The sequence below is a fragment of the Denitrificimonas caeni genome (genome assembly GCF_027498055.1).
Classification (GTDB): domain Bacteria; phylum Pseudomonadota; class Gammaproteobacteria; order Pseudomonadales; family Pseudomonadaceae; genus Denitrificimonas.
In genome coordinates, this window is the sequence record NZ_CP114976.1 from 437,501 (window position 1) to 453,296 (window position 15,796).

A 15,796-nucleotide genomic window follows, 5' to 3' on the forward strand; every position below is an offset into this window, starting at 1 on the left:
CGAAATTCCTTGTCGGGTAAGTTCCGACCTGCACGAATGGCGTAACGATGGCGGCGCTGTCTCCACCAGAGACTCAGTGAAATTGAAATCGCTGTGAAGATGCAGTGTATCCGCGGCAAGACGGAAAGACCCCGTGAACCTTTACTATAGCTTTGCACTGGACTTTGAAGTTGTTTGTGTAGGATAGGTGGGAGGCTTTGAAACTGTGACGCTAGTTGCAGTGGAGCCAACCTTGAAATACCACCCTGGCAACTTTGAGGTTCTAACTCAGGTCCGTTATCCGGATCGAGGACAGTGTATGGTGGGTAGTTTGACTGGGGCGGTCTCCTCCTAAAGAGTAACGGAGGAGTACGAAGGTGCGCTCAGGCCGGTCGGAAATCGGTCGTAGAGTATAAAGGCAAAAGCGCGCTTAACTGCGAGACCAACAAGTCGAGCAGGTACGAAAGTAGGTCTTAGTGATCCGGTGGTTCTGTATGGAAGGGCCATCGCTCAACGGATAAAAGGTACTCCGGGGATAACAGGCTGATACCGCCCAAGAGTTCATATCGACGGCGGTGTTTGGCACCTCGATGTCGGCTCATCACATCCTGGGGCTGAAGCCGGTCCCAAGGGTATGGCTGTTCGCCATTTAAAGTGGTACGCGAGCTGGGTTTAGAACGTCGTGAGACAGTTCGGTCCCTATCTGTCGTGGACGTTTGAGATTTGAGAGGGGCTGCTCCTAGTACGAGAGGACCGGAGTGGACGAACCTCTGGTGTTCCGGTTGTCACGCCAGTGGCATTGCCGGGTAGCTATGTTCGGAAGGGATAACCGCTGAAAGCATCTAAGCGGGAAGCCTGCCTCAAGATGAGATCTCACTAGAGCTTTAAGCTCTCTAAAGGGCCCTTGAAGACTACAAGGTTGATAGGTTGGGTGTGTAAGTGCTGTGAGGCATTGAGCTAACCAATACTAATTGCCCGTGAGGCTTGACCATATAACACCCAAACAATTTGGGAAGACGAATTGTGATCCGAAAGTTCGCAAAACGCACAAATTATGCTACTATCACAAACCTAATTCGAGGTAACGAAGCACTCTAAGTGCTACGCGACTTCAAAAAGAATTGCTTGACGAACATAGAGCATTGGAACCACCTGATCCCATCCCGAACTCAGAAGTGAAACGATGCATCGCCGATGGTAGTGTGGGGTCTCCCCATGTGAGAGTAGGTCACTGTCAAGCTTGAACAGTAAAACCCCAGATCAGCAATGGTCTGGGGTTTTTTTATGCCTAAAGAAAATAGACTCCAGTCTGGCGCAATAAGCCAGCCCTTGCCCAGCCCAGCCCCGTATGAGTGGGCCATGCCAGCGGCAGCCTTGAGCTTTAAAGATCCTTCCGCGCGAGCAGGCACCGGTAATGAATAATGAGTAATGCATAAGGTCTGCGGCTTGCAGGGGCGTTCATTGATTGGATTGCTAACGTTGCGCATGCCGCACTGCGCTGCAACTGTTCTCCCGTCGACGAACCCATCCAGGGTTCAACGCCGGCGCTACGTCATCCCTGACTGCGCTTGTCACAGCTGCAGCGCAGTGCTCATTGATCAGCGGCGCTGTCTGCTAGATAGTAAGTGCGTGTGTTCGTGTATCACTAAGAGTTTATTATCAGTTTTAGTGAGTTGGTTTGCCGGTGGCTACAGTTGCAGGCTGATTAAGCCGTGGCTCTAAAAGCCTGCATTGTAATATTCTCAAAAATCAGAATGCTTTGAATGAAACTTGCATAAATAGAGCAGGCAACACAAAAGATTAACGAGTATCTCCCTTGTGCAGCGGCAAGCGCAGTGCTCACTGATAAAAGGTTTTATTAGCGGCTACACAGCAGATATGACGGCTAAATGCATAATCAAAAACGGCCAGCATATGCTGACCGCTATTTGTACTTAGGCATTAAAGCCGTCTGGATTACTTTGTTGCCAGCGCCAAGTGTCACGCATCATATCGTCTAAGCTATGCAATGCTTGCCAATCCAACTCTGCGGCTGCTTTATTAGGATCGGCCCAGCACTCGGCAATATCACCACTGCGGCGATCTACTATTTTATAAGGCACCTTCACTTTGGCTGCTTGCTCAAAAGCTGTAATCATTTGCAGTACGCTATAACCCTGCCCTGTACCCAGGTTCCAAATATGTACACCTTGCGATTTAGCAATGGCAGCTAAAGCTTTTAAGTGACCATCAGCCAAATCGACCACATGGATATAATCACGTACCCCAGTGCCATCTACGGTTGGATAATCGTCACCGTAGACAGACAACTGTTGCAGTTTGCCCACAGCAACCTGACTGATATAAGGCAAGAGGTTGTTAGGGATACCATTGGGGTCTTCACCTATCAGGCCACTGTGATGTGCGCCAACTGGATTAAAGTAACGCAGTAGCGCAATACTCCAGCGCTGCTCAGAGATAGCCAGATCACGCAGTATCTCTTCAATCATCAGCTTGGAGCGGCCATAGGGATTGGTTGGCGTACCAGTAGGGCAGTCTTCACTAATTGGCATCTGCTTAGGTTCGCCATAGACAGTAGCGGATGAGCTAAACACCAGATTAAACACGCCCGCTGCAGCCATTGCTTGAAACAGCACCACACTGCCGCTGACGTTATTCTCATAGTAAGCCAGTGGTTGCTCTACGCTTTCACCCACCGCTTTTAAGCCTGCAAAATGCAAGACTGCTTGAATGGAGTGGCGCACAAAAATTGAATCTAACAGAGCACGGTCGCGAATATCGCCTTCAATAAAGGTAGCCGCTCTACCGCAAATACGCTCAACGCGGCGCAATGACTCCAGTGAGCTGTTAGCTAGGTTGTCTAGCACGATGACATTATGGCCGGCTTCGAGCAGTGCCAAGGTGGTGTGCGAACCAATATAACCTGCACCACCGGTAACTAAAATTGAGTGTTTCATACTGTTTTAAAAAGTCCTATTAATCAGTGCGCTGCTTGCGGGTCGCTGGTTTTAAGTTGTGGCTTAATGAGGCGCTTTCTGCGCCATTGTAAGGCGCAGACAGCCAATAGCAGCAGTAAGCCTGGAATCCACATGATCTCTTTACGCATACGATCGGTTGGTGCGCGCACTAAGACAATTTCCTGATCAAACTCTAAGCCTAAATCTGCAGCTTCACTGGCAAAGGCAACGTTATCAATTAGCGTTTTGCCATCTTCTTCGATCAACGTTAAGCCCAAAGCGTGCAAACGCGCTTCGCCACTTTCGCCCGCTGGTACGGGAAGTAAAATAACAAACTCCTGTGGCTCACCGAGGTCATCTTCACCTTGGATACGTAAACGTAATTGACTGCCTTCATCAACTTGGCCTAAGGCTTGAACCATTTGGCTGGGAGGGATGTCTTGGTAAGGATCATGCACTATATCCATCCAGAAGCCGGGGCGGAATAAGGTAAAGGCGACCAACAGCAGTAGGATACTTTCGTACCAACGACTGCGGGTGATAAACCAGCCTTGAGTACCCGCTGCGAAAATTAACATGGCTACAGTGGCGACAATAAAGATCAAAATACCGTGCATAAAGCTAACGTTAATCAGCAGTAAGTCAGTATTAAAGATGAACAAAAATGGCAGTAATGCCGTTCGCAAGCTGTAATAGAAAGCCTGTATACCTGTTTTAATCGGGTCGCCTTTAGATACAGCTGCTGCAGCAAAGGATGCCAAGCCTACAGGCGGTGTCACATCAGCCATAATGCCAAAGTAGAAAACAAACAGATGCACGGCAATTAGGGGCACAATTAAACCGTTTTGCTGGCCGAGCGCTACCACGACAGGTGCTAATAAGCTGGAGACAACAATATAGTTGGCTGTGGTCGGTAGGCCCATACCAAGAATTAAACTGAATACGGCAGTGAGTATTAGCATCAAGAGCAAGTTACCCATTGAGAGCAGTTCCACTAGGTCAGCCAAAACCAAGCCAACGCCGGTTTGTGATACTGCACCAACAATCATGCCGGCTGCTGCTGTAGCGATACCAATGCCGATCATATTGCGCGCACCGGCAATCATGCCTTCACGTAGATCAAGCGCACCATCGAGCCAGCCACCGTGATTATAGCTGCGGTCACTGCGCATCCAGGTCAGGATTGGACGCTGGGTCAACAGGATAAAAATCAGCATCACGCTGCCCCAGAATGCTGAAAGCCCAGGAGATAAACGCTCAATCATCAAACACCAAACCAGAACGATCACCGGCAAAATAAAGTGCAAGCCGGATAGGAGTACGGTACGGGTTTTTGGTAGTTCTTCTAAGGGTTTATCAGGGTCTTCTATGGGCAGTGGTGGATTGCTTGCAGCAATTTTAAGCAGGCCTAAATAGGTGATAGCGAGCAAAATACCAATACCTAACAGTGCGTGCTCACCCAGTGCCGGTTTAAGCCAGCCTAAACCGTAATACACCAATAAAGAGATGCCTGAAATAAGCGCAGTACCAAAAGCAAAACCCACTAAACGGCGCAGCCAAGGCTTGGCTTGCTGGGTGCCGATGGGTTGCATGCCTAGTTTAAGCGCTTCTAAGTGGACGATATAGAGTAGCGCAATATAGGAAATTGCAGCCGGTAAAAAAGCATGCTTAATAATTTCCAAATAGGAAATACCAACGTATTCCACCATTAAAAACGCCGCTGCGCCCATTACTGGCGGCATGATTTGTCCGTTAACCGATGACGCTACTTCAACTGCGCCGGCTTTCTCTGACGAAAAACCAACCTTTTTCATCATTGGAATAGTGAAAGTACCGGTGGTGACTACGTTGGCAATGGATGAGCCAGAGATCATGCCAGTTAGGCCTGAGGCCACCACTGCAGCTTTAGCTGGGCCGCCGCGCATATGGCCGAGCAAGCTAAAAGCCAATTGAATAAAATAGTTACCGGCACCGGCACGCTCTAATAAAGCACCAAACAGGACAAACAAGAAAACAAAGCTGGTGGAGACACCAAGAGCAATACCAAATACACCTTCAGTGGTGATCCATTGGTGATTTGCCAACGCAGTAAAGCTGACACCGCGATGTGCCAGCATGCTTGGCATATAGGGACCGGCGACACTGTAAACTAAAAAAAGTAAGGCGATGATTGCCAGTGGTGGCCCTAAAGTACGCCGCGTGGCCTCCAGTAGCATTGGAATACCAATGCAAGCAACGACCAAGTCAGTAGTGATTAAACTACCGGGGCGCAAAGCCAGTTGCTGATAAAAAACAAATAAGTATGCAGAGCAAGAAGCCGCTAGCAAACCTAGGGCTATATCCATTAAAGGCACACGGTTGCGTGGTGAGCGCTTAAAGGCTGGATAGGCTAAAAAAGCTAAAAGTAAGGCAAAGGTTAAGTGAATTGAGCGGGTTTCAGTGTCGTTAAATACACCAATGCGCAGCATAAATGGCAGTGGTGAGGCAATCCAGAGTTGAAACAGTGACCAGAGTAAAGCCAAACCAGCGATAACTTGCGCCATGATGCCCTCAGGCAAACGCGCACCTGAATCTTGGGCAATCAGTTCTTCAGCGGAAAGGTGTTTATCGGACATGGCAGTGAACCTGCTTAGAGTCTTGGAGAGTCAATACACCAGTGCAGGGTGGGGCACTGGTGTATTGAGTATTTATTACAGTTTAACTGTCAGCTATTACATCCAGCCTTGTTCTTTATAATAACGTACAGCCCCTTCATGTAGCGGCGCTGATAAACCTACTTCAATCATTTCTTCTGCTTTTAAATCTTTAAAGGCAGGGTGCAAACGCTTGAAGCGATCAAGGTTATCAAAGACTGATTTAACCATTTGATAAACCAGTTCAGGGCTAGTATTGCTGCTGGTTGAGAGCACTGCTTTACCACCAATTGATGGTGTGGGCAGGTCATTACCGGTGTACATACCACCTGGAATCTCAGCTTTGGTGTAGTAGCTTTTTTCTTCTAACAGCGTATCAATTTCAGGACCAGTGACTGGAACTAAAACCGCATCTACTGTGGTGGTCGCTTCTTGGATAGCACCGTTGGGGTGGCCGACAAAGTAAGTCATTGCATCAATGTTGTTGTCATTGAGGGCGCTAGCTTGTTCGGCTGGTTTTAGTTCAGCAGCTAAAGCAAAGGTTTTGCGATCCCAGCCTTTCTTATCCATAATTTCTTCAAGGGTGTCGCGTTGACCTGAGCCAGGGTTGCCGATATTGACGCGCTTACCTTTTAAGTCATCGAAGTTGGCAATGTGTGAGTCACGACGAGCTAGGATAGTGAAAACTTCACTTTGCAGTGAAAATAGCGCGCGCATATCTTCCATTGGACCTTCAGCTGCGAAAGGTGGTAGACCTTCCATCGCTTTGTACTGGTGGTCGGACTGCATTACCCCAAAGTTAAATTCGCCGCTGCGAATACCATTCACGTTGGCTACGCCACCGCCACTGGCCGGTGCATTACAGCGAATGCCACTGGTTTTGCTGTCACGGTTAACAAAACGGCATATGGATTGACCTGCCACATAGTAAACACCGGTTTGTCCTCCGGTACCGATGGTGATGTACTTCTCTTCGGCCTGTGCAGTTCCGCTCAAGGTCATGCCTGCGAGGGTCATGGACAGGGCCCATGCTAGGGTTTTGCCTTTAATCATGGGAGTTCTCCTTAATTATTATAAACGCAGCAAACCAAGTGAATGGTTGAGAGTTGCGCTGTAGGTTGCTGTGCTACTTAATGAGCTTGGCAACATATTTGCACTCTAATAGCTTTCACGGTGAAAAACTATTAGCTTAAGGTTTTGCGAAAAACCTTAGAGTTACGTTGGAAGTTATACAGTGATGCTTTGGCGCTGGGAAGTTGCTCAAGAGCGCAGGCTTGAAACCCACGCTCTTGAAACCAGTGTGCAGTGCGTGTAGTAAGAACAAAGAGTGAGCTTAGCTGTAAGGCTCGCGCTCGCTGCTCAATACGTTCAAGCAGCACATCACCGCGACCGCCGTGGCGATAATCAGGGTGCACTGCTAGGCAGGCCAACTCGCCTGTGGCTTGCTCTGGGAAAGGATAGAGCGCTGCGCAAGCAATGATTAAACCGTCACGCTCAACAATACTAAACTGAGTTATCTCGCGTTCAATTAAATCCCGTGAGCGACGTACTAAAGCGCCTTGCTCCTCAAGCGGGCGGATTAACTCAAGTAAACCGCCCACATCTTCAATTTGCGCTTCACGTACCTGTTCAAACTGACCTTGGTCGACTAAGGTGCCGCAACCATCGCGGGTAAACATTTCTGAGAGCAGGGCGCCATCAAGGTGGTAGCTAATAATGTGACAGCGTGGCACGCCGCCGCCGCAGGCGTTAACGGCAGCTGTGAGCAACTCACGTTGTTCAAGTTGCTTACTGTTTTTAAGCCGTTGCAAATGGTGCTCTGCTTGTTGTGCTGGCAGCTCGCGAATCAATTGACCGGAACTATCCATTAATCCTTGCTCTGAGCTGAACAGCAGTAATTTATCTGCTTGCAACTCAATGGCTGTGCGGGTTGCAATGTCCTCACAGGCAAGGTTAAAAGTTTCACCGGTGGGCGAGTACCCTATGGGTGGTAGTAAAACAATAGTGCGGTCATCGAGTAAGCGGTTAATTCCTTTGCAGTCGATACGGCGAACTTCACCAGTGTGCTGGTAGTCAATCCCATCAATCACGCCTAATGGCCGTGCTGTAACAAAGTTACCGCCCGCCACTCGTAAGCGCGCCCCATGCATGGGGGAAGCAGCCATATCCATCGATAAACGCGCCTCAATAAAAGCACGTAACTGGCCTACTGCGTCCAGCACACAGCTTAAGGTTGCCGCGTCAGTGATACGCAAGTCCTGATGGTAATGGGATTGTGCGCCCTGCGCGGCTAAACGCGCTTCAATTTGCGGACGTGAGCCAAACGCTAAAACTAAACGTACACCTAGGCTGTGCAATAGCACTAAGTCATGGACGGTATTGCCAAAATTTTCATGCTCAATACTTTCGCCGGGCAGCATAACCACAAAGGTGCGCTCACGGTGGGCATTAATATACGGCAGAGAGTGGCGGAGCGAGTTAACGTAATCGAGCATGACAGCGTCCAATCATGGCGACAGCTAAAAAAATGATAAGTATCTACAGTGGCTGGCGGTCACTGAGTAGAAACAGTGCCGTTTTTTCAGGCAATACGCAATCACGTAAAGCCTGAAAAATCAGTATTAAAATTAGAGGAAGATCAATTTTAAAATACTAAAGAATACGATCGCGAGGAACGCACCAGCAGGCAAGGTAATGGCCCATGACATGAAGATTGAGCCAATCACACGCAGGTTTAATGCGCTGATACCACGGGCTAGACCAATCCCCAAAACTGCGCCAACTAGAGTGTGCGTAGTGGAAACGGGCAAACCGATCGCGGAAGCACCGACGACAGTCGAAGCTGTGGCTAATTCGGCGGCAAAACCACGGCTTGGCGTCAGCTCAGTAATACCGCGGCCGACAGTTGCAATGATTTTATAGCCGTAGGTGGCTAAACCAACCACAATCCCCACCGCACCCAGCAATAAAACCCAAGTGGGTACTGCAGATTTAGCAGTAAGCTCACCAACACCGTGGTTTTGAATCACGCCGGCAATCGCAGCCAAAGGTCCTACCGCATTAGCTACATCATTAGCACCGTGAGCGAAAGCCATGGAACAGGCAGTAAAAATCATTAGAGTGGCAAAGACTTTTTCTACACTGGCAAAGTAGGTGCTGCGGTCGGCGTCAGGCGCAATCTGTACGCGGCGTAACAGAGCAATACCCAGTAGCATCACTAAAATACCAGCCCCCACAGCCAGCAGTACACTTTGCTCGCTATTGATATCAAGGCCAACATGCTTAAGGCCTTTGGATAAGGTCATTAACGCGACCATAAAGCCGGTTATAAACATATAAATAGGCACATAACGCTTGGCATTATCAAAAGGATTATCGGTATTGATAATCAGCTTTTGCACACTGACGAACAAACCAAAGGCTAAAACACCGGAAAGGAAAGGTGTGACTACCCAGCTGGCAGTGATTGGTAAAATGGCGCTCCAGTGCACTGCATCAAAAGAGACACCGAAGGCAGCAAAACCAACGACAGCACCAATAATGGTGTGCGTAGTCGATACTGGCCAGCCTCGATTGGTGGCAATTAACAACCATGTTCCGGAGGCTAAAAGAGCTGACATCATGCCCAGCACCAGTAGGTCGGCGGTCATTACATCGATGTCGACAATGCCATTTTTGATGGTTTCAGTAACCTCACCACCAGCTAAATAAGCACCGCAGAACTCAAATACCATTGCTATAACAATGGCTTGTTTAATGGTCAGTGCGCGTGAGCCCACTGAAGTACCCATGGCATTGGCAACGTCATTGGCACCAACGCCCCAAGCCATGAAAAAACCAAAGAGACAGGCCAATACTAAAAGTATAAAGCCGTAGTCTGTTAAAAGTTCCATAAAAAATCCGCGTGTTCCAGGTTGGGCGAGCTATAAATTAGCGCGCAAGTAATTGTTCCAGTCGGTTGCCAATGCGCTCTGCGCGGTCGGCGACATCACCAATCCATTCGATAATGGTATAGAGAAACATAACGTCAACAGGCGGCAGATCTTTTTCCAATTTAAAGAGTGTGCGGCGCACTTCAATTTGCATGCGATCGGTGTCGTGCTCAATATCTTCAAGCACTTCGATCATGGCGGTGACTCGGTTTACTTCGCGGTTCCCAAAACCTGTTTCTAGAATTTCATCCAGCTCGTTCATCGCTGTCAGCGCTTGCTCGCTGGCATCAACAACACGTTGCACAAAAGCTAGAATCATCGGCTGCATAGGTTGCGGGATAGTCATTTGCCGGCCTAGCATTAGGCCTGCGATGTCTTTTGCGCGGTTGGCAACTTTGTCCTGTACACTGAGCAGCTCAAGTAAGTCTGAGCGTGGCACAGGTAAAAACAAGCTTTTAGGTAAGTGGATACGCACATTGCGTTTGAGTTTATCGGCTTCTTTTTCCAGTCGAGACATCTCTTGCTGCACGAGTTCTACCCGTGACCAATCTTCCGCAATGACGGCTTGAAAAAAAGGCACTAAATTTGAGGCACATTCGTGTGCTTTGGCTATATGTTGTTGCATTGGCCCAATGGGCGAACGACCAAACAAACTTACAAACGGGTTTATCGACATATTAGAGCTGCGCTCGGTTTCCAATAACAGCCTAGATTATACGTTGCTGTTGTAGGGTTCGACCAGCATAGCGATGAACTAGCAACAATTTGAATTGAGAATGAGATGGCTAAAGAAACCGAAATAAAGCTGCGTGTCAGCCCTGAAAGCCTTGCTACGCTGTGTGAGCACCCAGTTTTCGCAACGCGTAATGTTGGTACTTGGCAGACCCGTGAGCTGCTCAATCGGTATTACGATACGGACGATTTTGCCCTAGCAAATGGCCAAGTCGCGTTACGAATACGTCGCGATGGCGAACAATTGATCCAAACCTTGAAAAGTAAAGGCGCGAGTGTCGCTGGATTATCAGAGCGCAACGAGTGGGATTGGTACTTAAAAAGTAATCGTTTAGTGCTCAGCCACTTGGATGACAGCTGCTGGCCAGAGAGTTTGCGTGAACTGGATAAAAAACAGCTTAAAGCTGTGTTCAGTACCGACTTTAAACGCCAGTTTGCTGAGTTGCGCTGGCAGCGTGAGGGTGTTGAAACCGTGGTTGAGGTCGCACTTGATCAAGGCGTGGTGATTGCTGATAAAAAGCAGGAAGCAATTTGCGAAGTGGAGTTGGAGTTACGTGCTGGCGACCCAGTTGCATTATTTGAGCTGGCCCTAGAGCTAGCAGCAGACACGGCACTGATGCCTTGTGATATCAGTAAAGCTGAGCGTGGTTATCGTTTGTTTGATGCCAATAGCTACAGTGTTGCGGCAGAGCCTGCGCAACTCACTGCACAAACACCCTTAGATGAAGCCTTTGCGGCAATTGCTTGGCAACTGCTGGGCAACAGTCAGCGCTTGGCAGAGCAATACCGTTTTAATGGGCACTGGAAGCTATTAGAGCAATGGTTTCAACAGTTAGTTGGTTTGCGCGCTTTGTTGGCCAGCCTTGGACATGCAGTGCCGCGCGCAGCGAGCAGTGCTTTGCGTGGGCAGTTGGATGCGTTGATTGAAAGCTGGCGTGAGCGGGTGACTGAGGGGGCTGAAGAGCAAGCTGTGCGTGATGCTGCACCACAAGCCTTTGCACAAGAGTTGGCTGATACTCGTTGGGGTGTGTTTTCCCTGCAGTTGGCGCTGTGGCTGCAAGATAAACAGTGGCAGAAAAAGCGTACAGCACGTGGTACCCGTCAGGGTGCGGCCGTCTTGCAAAATTGGTTATTGCAGTTTTTGCAAGACGAAGCGACAGCCTTGCAAGTCAATCGTTATATGCGTCAGCCAGAAGACTTGGCTGAGCAAGCTCCGCGCCTTGAACGACTCTTGGTCTGGTTGCAACTGGCCCGTGATGTGACGGACTTACCAGACAGTGACCGTTTATTCGGTGCTTTACGTGAACTGCACAAGCTTGCATTGCAACCTATTACGCCTGAGGCATTAGTACAGCGTCGAGAACATTTAGGTTCTGTGCTCAGCCTCAATGCTTGGAAGCAAGTGTTGCGTTAAGCTTTAGCCATACCTCTGCATGGCGTTGCTATTGATTTGGCAAGCTATGCAGAATCAGCTTTTAAAGTTTAGACAGGAAAAATTATGCCCTCTGCCGCCGCTCTACCTAATCATGTACTGGATTTAAATGAAGTCTTGGCTGAGTTGGTTAAGCAGAGGCGCATTGATCAGGATGCTGCAGAAAACTGTATAGCAGCGCGCCGTGGTGATGCGGCAACGGTGCACATGCATCCGCTGGAATATATCGCTACGCAAAAGCTCGATGATAGGTCGCGGCCTGGACGCAAGCTCGACTTAGAGGCTTTAACCCTGTGGTTAGCTGAGTGGGCGCAGCAGCCGTACTTGCGTATTGATCCATTAAAAATTGATGTGGCGGCTATTACTCCGGTGATGTCTTACGCTTTCGCCCAACGTCATAAAATTATTGCTGTGGCCGTGGATAGCGCCAGTGTCACCATTGCTAGCGCCCAGCCTTTTGTGCGCGACTGGGAAGATAACCTAGCCCATGTGTTACGTCGGCCAATTAAACGAGTGGTGGCCAATCCTGCAGATATTCAACGCTTCACCACTGAGTTTTATCGTTTAGCCCGCTCTGTCTCTGGCGCTTCAGCCACTGATCAGTTTGCCAGTGGTGTGGGGAATTTTGAGCAGTTACTCAACCTTGGTGCCAGTGATCAAGAGCCAGATGCCAATGATGCACATATCGTCAACATTGTTGACTGGCTGTTCCAGTATGCCTTTCAGCAGCGCGCCAGTGATATTCATATTGAGCCGCGCCGCGAGCAAGGTGCGGTGCGTTTTCGCATTGATGGTGTCTTGCATACGGTGTACCAGTTTCCCGCGCAAGTCACTATGGCAGTGGTCAGCCGTTTAAAGTCCTTAGGGCGCATGAATGTGGCAGAGAAGCGCAAGCCTCAAGATGGACGGGTGAAAACCAAAACGCCAGAGGGTAGCGAAGTGGAGCTGCGCCTCTCCACGCTACCCACGGCCTTTGGGGAAAAACTGGTGATGCGGATTTTTGACCCCGAGGTGTTATTAAAAACCTTTGATCAGTTGGGCTTCTCGGGTGATGACTTACAACGCTGGCGCAGTATGACTGGGCAGCCCAATGGTATTATCTTAGTCACAGGCCCAACTGGCTCCGGTAAAACCACCACGCTTTATACCACCTTGAAGCAACTGGCCACGGAAGAGGTCAATGTCTGCACGATTGAAGACCCCATCGAAATGATTGAGCCAGCGTTTAATCAGATGCAGGTGCAGCACAATATTGATCTCACCTTCGCCAGTGGCATTCGTGCACTGATGCGCCAAGATCCCGATATTATTATGATCGGTGAAATACGCGACTTAGAAACCGCAGAAATGGCGATTCAAGCGGCTTTGACAGGCCACTTAGTGCTTTCCACCTTGCATACCAATGATGCGCCCAGCGCCATTACGCGCTTATTAGAGTTGGGCGTACCCTATTACTTACTCAAAGCCACATTGCTTGGAGTAATGGCGCAGCGTTTAGTGCGCACCTTGTGTCCGCACTGTAAGGCTCCGGTGGACATTGCCGAAGCTGATTGGCATACGCTAACTCAGCCGTGGAGTGCTCCTTTGCCTAAAGGTGCACAACAAGCAGTGGGCTGTTTAGAGTGTCGAGAGACAGGCTACCGTGGACGCGCGGGGGTGTATGAAATCATGCTGCTCAATGATGCAATTAAGCCTTTAATCATGGCTGATACAGATTTAGTCAAATTGAAAAACCAAGCGTACCGCGATGGTATGCGCAGCTTGCGACTGTCTGGAGCGCAAAAAATAGCTGCGGGGCTGACCACCATTGAAGAGATTTTACGCGTGACGCCACAAAGTCAGCAAAAATAACACAAGCCTTTTAGCGAGTGCACCCTATAATCAAAGCTTGAATGATCTGCTACTACGGAGTTTGTATGGATATTGGTTTCGTTTTGTTTTTATTTGTTGCCCTGATTGTCGCTGTGGTTTTTATGGGCTTTAAAGTGGTGCCGCAGGGTTACGAATGGACTGTGGAACGCTTTGGGCGTTATACCGGTACGTTAAAGCCGGGGTTAAATATTATTGTACCGCTGATGGATACTGTCGGCCGCAAAATTAGCGTGATGGAGCGAGTGTTAGACATTCCCGCACAAGAGGCGATCAGCGCCGATAACGCCATTGTCCGTATTGATGCCGTATGCTTTTTCCAGGTGGTGAATACTGCGCAAGCAGCTTATGAAGTCAGTGAGTTGGAATATGCCATTTTAAACTTAGTGGTGACCAATATCCGTACGGTTTTAGGCTCCATGGAGCTGGATCAGATGCTCAGCCAGCGCGATGTGATTAATGAGCGTTTACTGCATACCGTTGATCAGGCTACAGCGCCATGGGGAGTTAAAGTTACGCGCATTGAAATCAAAGACATTACCCCGCCAGCTGATTTAGTTGCGGCGATGGCCAGTCAAATGAAAGCTGAGCGCCTTAAACGAGCGTCGATTTTAGAAGCTGAAGGACGTCGCCAAGCGGATATTTTAACCGCTGAAGGTGAAAAACAATCGCAGATTTTAAAGGCAGAAGGTAAGCGTGAAGCCGCGTTTTTGGAGGCTCAAGCCCGTGAACGTGCGGCGCAAGCAGAGGCAGAAGCAACCCGTATGGTTTCGGAAGCCATCAGTGGCGGCAGTGTGCAGGCGGTGAACTACTTTGTCGCGCAAAAGTACATTGATGCGCTGGGGAATATTGCTGCTGCAGACAACAGTAAAGTCATCATGATGCCGTTAGAAGCCAGCCAGTTAATTGGCTCCATTGGTGGTATCAGTGAAATTGTTAAGGCCTCCTTTGATGGTAAGCAGGCGTGAGTGTGTACCTACAACATTTAGCTGTGTGGGATTGGCTCGCATTAGCCGTGCTCTTACTGATTGTTGAGGTGTTCGGCACGGCCGGCTATTTTTTATGGTTTGGTACGGCTGCTGCCGTAGTTGGCATTTTGCTCTGGCTTTTTCCTGAGCTTTCGTGGGCATGGCAGTTCATGATTTTTGCGCTGTTGGCATTGGCCACAGCGCTACTTTGGTGGCGACGTTTGCGCAAGCAACCTGCTGCTGAACCGGGTTTAAATCAACGCGGTAGTGAATTGCTTGGTGGCGAGTATATTTTGCATGAAGCTATTAGTGCCGGTCGTGGCAAAATCAAAGCGGGTGATAGTTATTGGCTTGTCAGTGGTCCGAATCTGCCTGTCGGGCAGCGGGTTAAAGTGATTGGGCAGCAAGGCACTGTGCTGCAAGTTGAGCCTTGCGCTGTTGATTAACAGACAGTATTTAGCGAGTAAAATGCTGCGTATATTTAGTATTGAGTAACCTATGTGTTTAGTTGTTTTTGCTTGGCGTCCTGAAAGTCAGCAGCCTTTATTATTACTGGCTAACCGTGATGAGGTACATGCGCGTCCCAGTGCAGCGCTGGCGCAATGGGCAGATCAGCCCAGTATTTATGCCGGGCGCGATTTAGAAGCTGGCGGTACTTGGCTAGGGATTGCGGCGCACGGGCGTTTCGCTACATTAACCAATGTGCGTGATATGTCATTGCCTTTAGGTGAGCAGTCACGGGGCGCTTTGGTTAGCGATTATCTTGCGGGACAACAAAGTCCGCAGGAGTATTTACACAGTATTGCTGCTGAGCTTGAGCAGTACAGTGGTTTTAACTTACTGCTCGGTGATGCGCAATCAATGTGGTTTGTCAGTTCTACTGAGCCACGGCCAAAGCGCTTAAGCCCAGGAATTTACGGCTTGTGCAATGCGAGCTTGGATACCCCATGGCCCAAGCTGGTGCGCTTACGCACGATGTTTTCTGCGCACTTGGAGGCTACAGACGAGGCACTGTTTACGTTAATGCAAGATGAGCAGCGTGCTGCTGATGATCAGCTGCCCGATACTGGCGTGGGCCTGGCCATGGAGCGCATGCTCTCGAGTATCTTTATTCGTGGCGAGGTGTACGGTACACGGGCAACCAGCTTGTTACGGCGCTTTGCTGATGGCCGAACGACTTTAGCTGAGCGCAGCTATGGGGTAAATGGACAGTTTACCGGTCAAAACCAAGTTGAGTTGCCAGCCTTTATCTTAGACAAGTAGCGCGACTGAGGTTCTTGTTAGCGGCTGGTGA

Annotated in this window: 12 protein-coding genes and 2 rRNA genes (1 of these 14 only partly in view); 8 read left to right on the plus strand and 6 right to left on the minus strand. The window is 49.2% G+C overall.

The window, feature by feature from the left end; translation table 11 throughout:
- The 3 genes from O6P33_RS02150 to O6P33_RS02160 all read left to right on the plus strand — a co-directional run.
- A 23S ribosomal RNA gene (locus tag O6P33_RS02150) occupies positions 1-971 on the plus strand; it begins 1,922 nt to the left of the window's first position.
- Between the two features lie 132 nt (positions 972-1,103).
- Positions 1,104-1,219, plus strand: a 5S ribosomal RNA gene (gene rrf, locus O6P33_RS02155).
- A 44-nt stretch (positions 1,220-1,263) separates the two neighbouring features.
- Positions 1,264-1,401 (plus strand): hypothetical protein, encoded by a 138-nt coding sequence (locus O6P33_RS02160; RefSeq protein ID WP_269818612.1) that lies wholly within the window; start codon positions 1,264-1,266, stop codon positions 1,399-1,401.
- A gap of 512 nt (positions 1,402-1,913) precedes the next feature.
- Here O6P33_RS02160 and galE read toward each other — a convergent pair.
- The 6 genes from galE to O6P33_RS02190 form a co-directional block, all read right to left on the minus strand.
- On the minus strand, positions 1,914-2,936 hold the full coding sequence (galE, locus tag O6P33_RS02165; protein WP_269818613.1) for a UDP-glucose 4-epimerase GalE: 1,023 nt from the start codon (positions 2,934-2,936) through the stop codon (positions 1,914-1,916).
- Positions 2,937-2,959: 23 nt separating this feature from the next.
- Entirely contained in the window at positions 2,960-5,551 is a 2,592-nt protein-coding gene (locus tag O6P33_RS02170) for a TRAP transporter permease (RefSeq protein ID WP_269818614.1), read from the minus strand.
- 96 nt (positions 5,552-5,647) lie between these two features.
- On the minus strand, positions 5,648-6,619 hold the full coding sequence (locus O6P33_RS02175) for a TAXI family TRAP transporter solute-binding subunit (protein WP_269819443.1): 972 nt from the start codon (positions 6,617-6,619) through the stop codon (positions 5,648-5,650).
- A gap of 134 nt (positions 6,620-6,753) precedes the next feature.
- Positions 6,754-8,064, minus strand: coding sequence for an amino-acid N-acetyltransferase (argA, locus tag O6P33_RS02180; protein ID WP_269818615.1), 1,311 nt, complete (start codon positions 8,062-8,064; stop codon positions 6,754-6,756).
- A 132-nt stretch (positions 8,065-8,196) separates the two neighbouring features.
- On the minus strand, positions 8,197-9,462 hold the full coding sequence (locus tag O6P33_RS02185) for an inorganic phosphate transporter (protein WP_269818616.1): 1,266 nt from the start codon (positions 9,460-9,462) through the stop codon (positions 8,197-8,199).
- Between the two features lie 37 nt (positions 9,463-9,499).
- The gene (locus O6P33_RS02190; protein ID WP_269818617.1) at positions 9,500-10,177 is read right to left on the minus strand and encodes a TIGR00153 family protein; all 678 of its coding nucleotides are present in this window, start codon (positions 10,175-10,177) and stop codon (positions 9,500-9,502) included.
- Between the two features lie 105 nt (positions 10,178-10,282).
- Between O6P33_RS02190 and O6P33_RS02195 the strand changes: the two genes are divergently transcribed.
- The 5 genes from O6P33_RS02195 to O6P33_RS02215 all read left to right on the plus strand — a co-directional run bounded on the left by O6P33_RS02195 (position 10,283) and on the right by O6P33_RS02215 (position 15,765).
- Positions 10,283-11,647, plus strand: coding sequence for an inorganic triphosphatase (locus O6P33_RS02195; protein ID WP_269818618.1), 1,365 nt, complete (start codon positions 10,283-10,285; stop codon positions 11,645-11,647).
- Positions 11,648-11,731: 84 nt separating this feature from the next.
- The gene (locus O6P33_RS02200; RefSeq protein WP_269818619.1) at positions 11,732-13,516 is read left to right on the plus strand and encodes a GspE/PulE family protein; all 1,785 of its coding nucleotides are present in this window, start codon (positions 11,732-11,734) and stop codon (positions 13,514-13,516) included.
- A 65-nt stretch (positions 13,517-13,581) separates the two neighbouring features.
- The gene (locus O6P33_RS02205; RefSeq protein WP_269818620.1) at positions 13,582-14,502 is read left to right on the plus strand and encodes an SPFH domain-containing protein; all 921 of its coding nucleotides are present in this window, start codon (positions 13,582-13,584) and stop codon (positions 14,500-14,502) included.
- Positions 14,499-14,948, plus strand: a complete 450-nt coding sequence (locus O6P33_RS02210) for an NfeD family protein (RefSeq protein WP_269818621.1) — start codon at positions 14,499-14,501, stop codon at positions 14,946-14,948. Before O6P33_RS02205 ends, O6P33_RS02210 begins: the two co-directional genes overlap by 4 nt.
- Positions 14,949-15,000: 52 nt before the next feature.
- Positions 15,001-15,765: an NRDE family protein gene (locus O6P33_RS02215; protein WP_269818622.1), complete on the plus strand. Its 765-nt coding sequence runs from the start codon at positions 15,001-15,003 to the stop codon at positions 15,763-15,765.
- Positions 15,766-15,796: the final 31 nt, after the last annotated feature.

Coding starts and splice junctions, on each gene's coding strand:
- O6P33_RS02160 (WP_269818612.1), top strand. CDS start 1,264: ATGCCTAAAGAAAATAGACTCCAGTCTGGCGCAATAAGCCAGCCCTTG.
- galE (WP_269818613.1), bottom strand. CDS start 2,936: ATGAAACACTCAATTTTAGTTACCGGTGGTGCAGGTTATATTGGTTCG.
- O6P33_RS02170 (WP_269818614.1), bottom strand. CDS start 5,551: ATGTCCGATAAACACCTTTCCGCTGAAGAACTGATTGCCCAAGATTCA.
- argA (WP_269818615.1), bottom strand. CDS start 8,064: ATGCTCGATTACGTTAACTCGCTCCGCCACTCTCTGCCGTATATTAAT.
- O6P33_RS02185 (WP_269818616.1), bottom strand. CDS start 9,462: ATGGAACTTTTAACAGACTACGGCTTTATACTTTTAGTATTGGCCTGT.
- O6P33_RS02190 (WP_269818617.1), bottom strand. CDS start 10,177: ATGTCGATAAACCCGTTTGTAAGTTTGTTTGGTCGTTCGCCCATTGGG.
- O6P33_RS02195 (WP_269818618.1), top strand. CDS start 10,283: ATGGCTAAAGAAACCGAAATAAAGCTGCGTGTCAGCCCTGAAAGCCTT.
- O6P33_RS02200 (WP_269818619.1), top strand. CDS start 11,732: ATGCCCTCTGCCGCCGCTCTACCTAATCATGTACTGGATTTAAATGAA.
- O6P33_RS02205 (WP_269818620.1), top strand. CDS start 13,582: ATGGATATTGGTTTCGTTTTGTTTTTATTTGTTGCCCTGATTGTCGCT.
- O6P33_RS02215 (WP_269818622.1), top strand. CDS start 15,001: ATGTGTTTAGTTGTTTTTGCTTGGCGTCCTGAAAGTCAGCAGCCTTTA.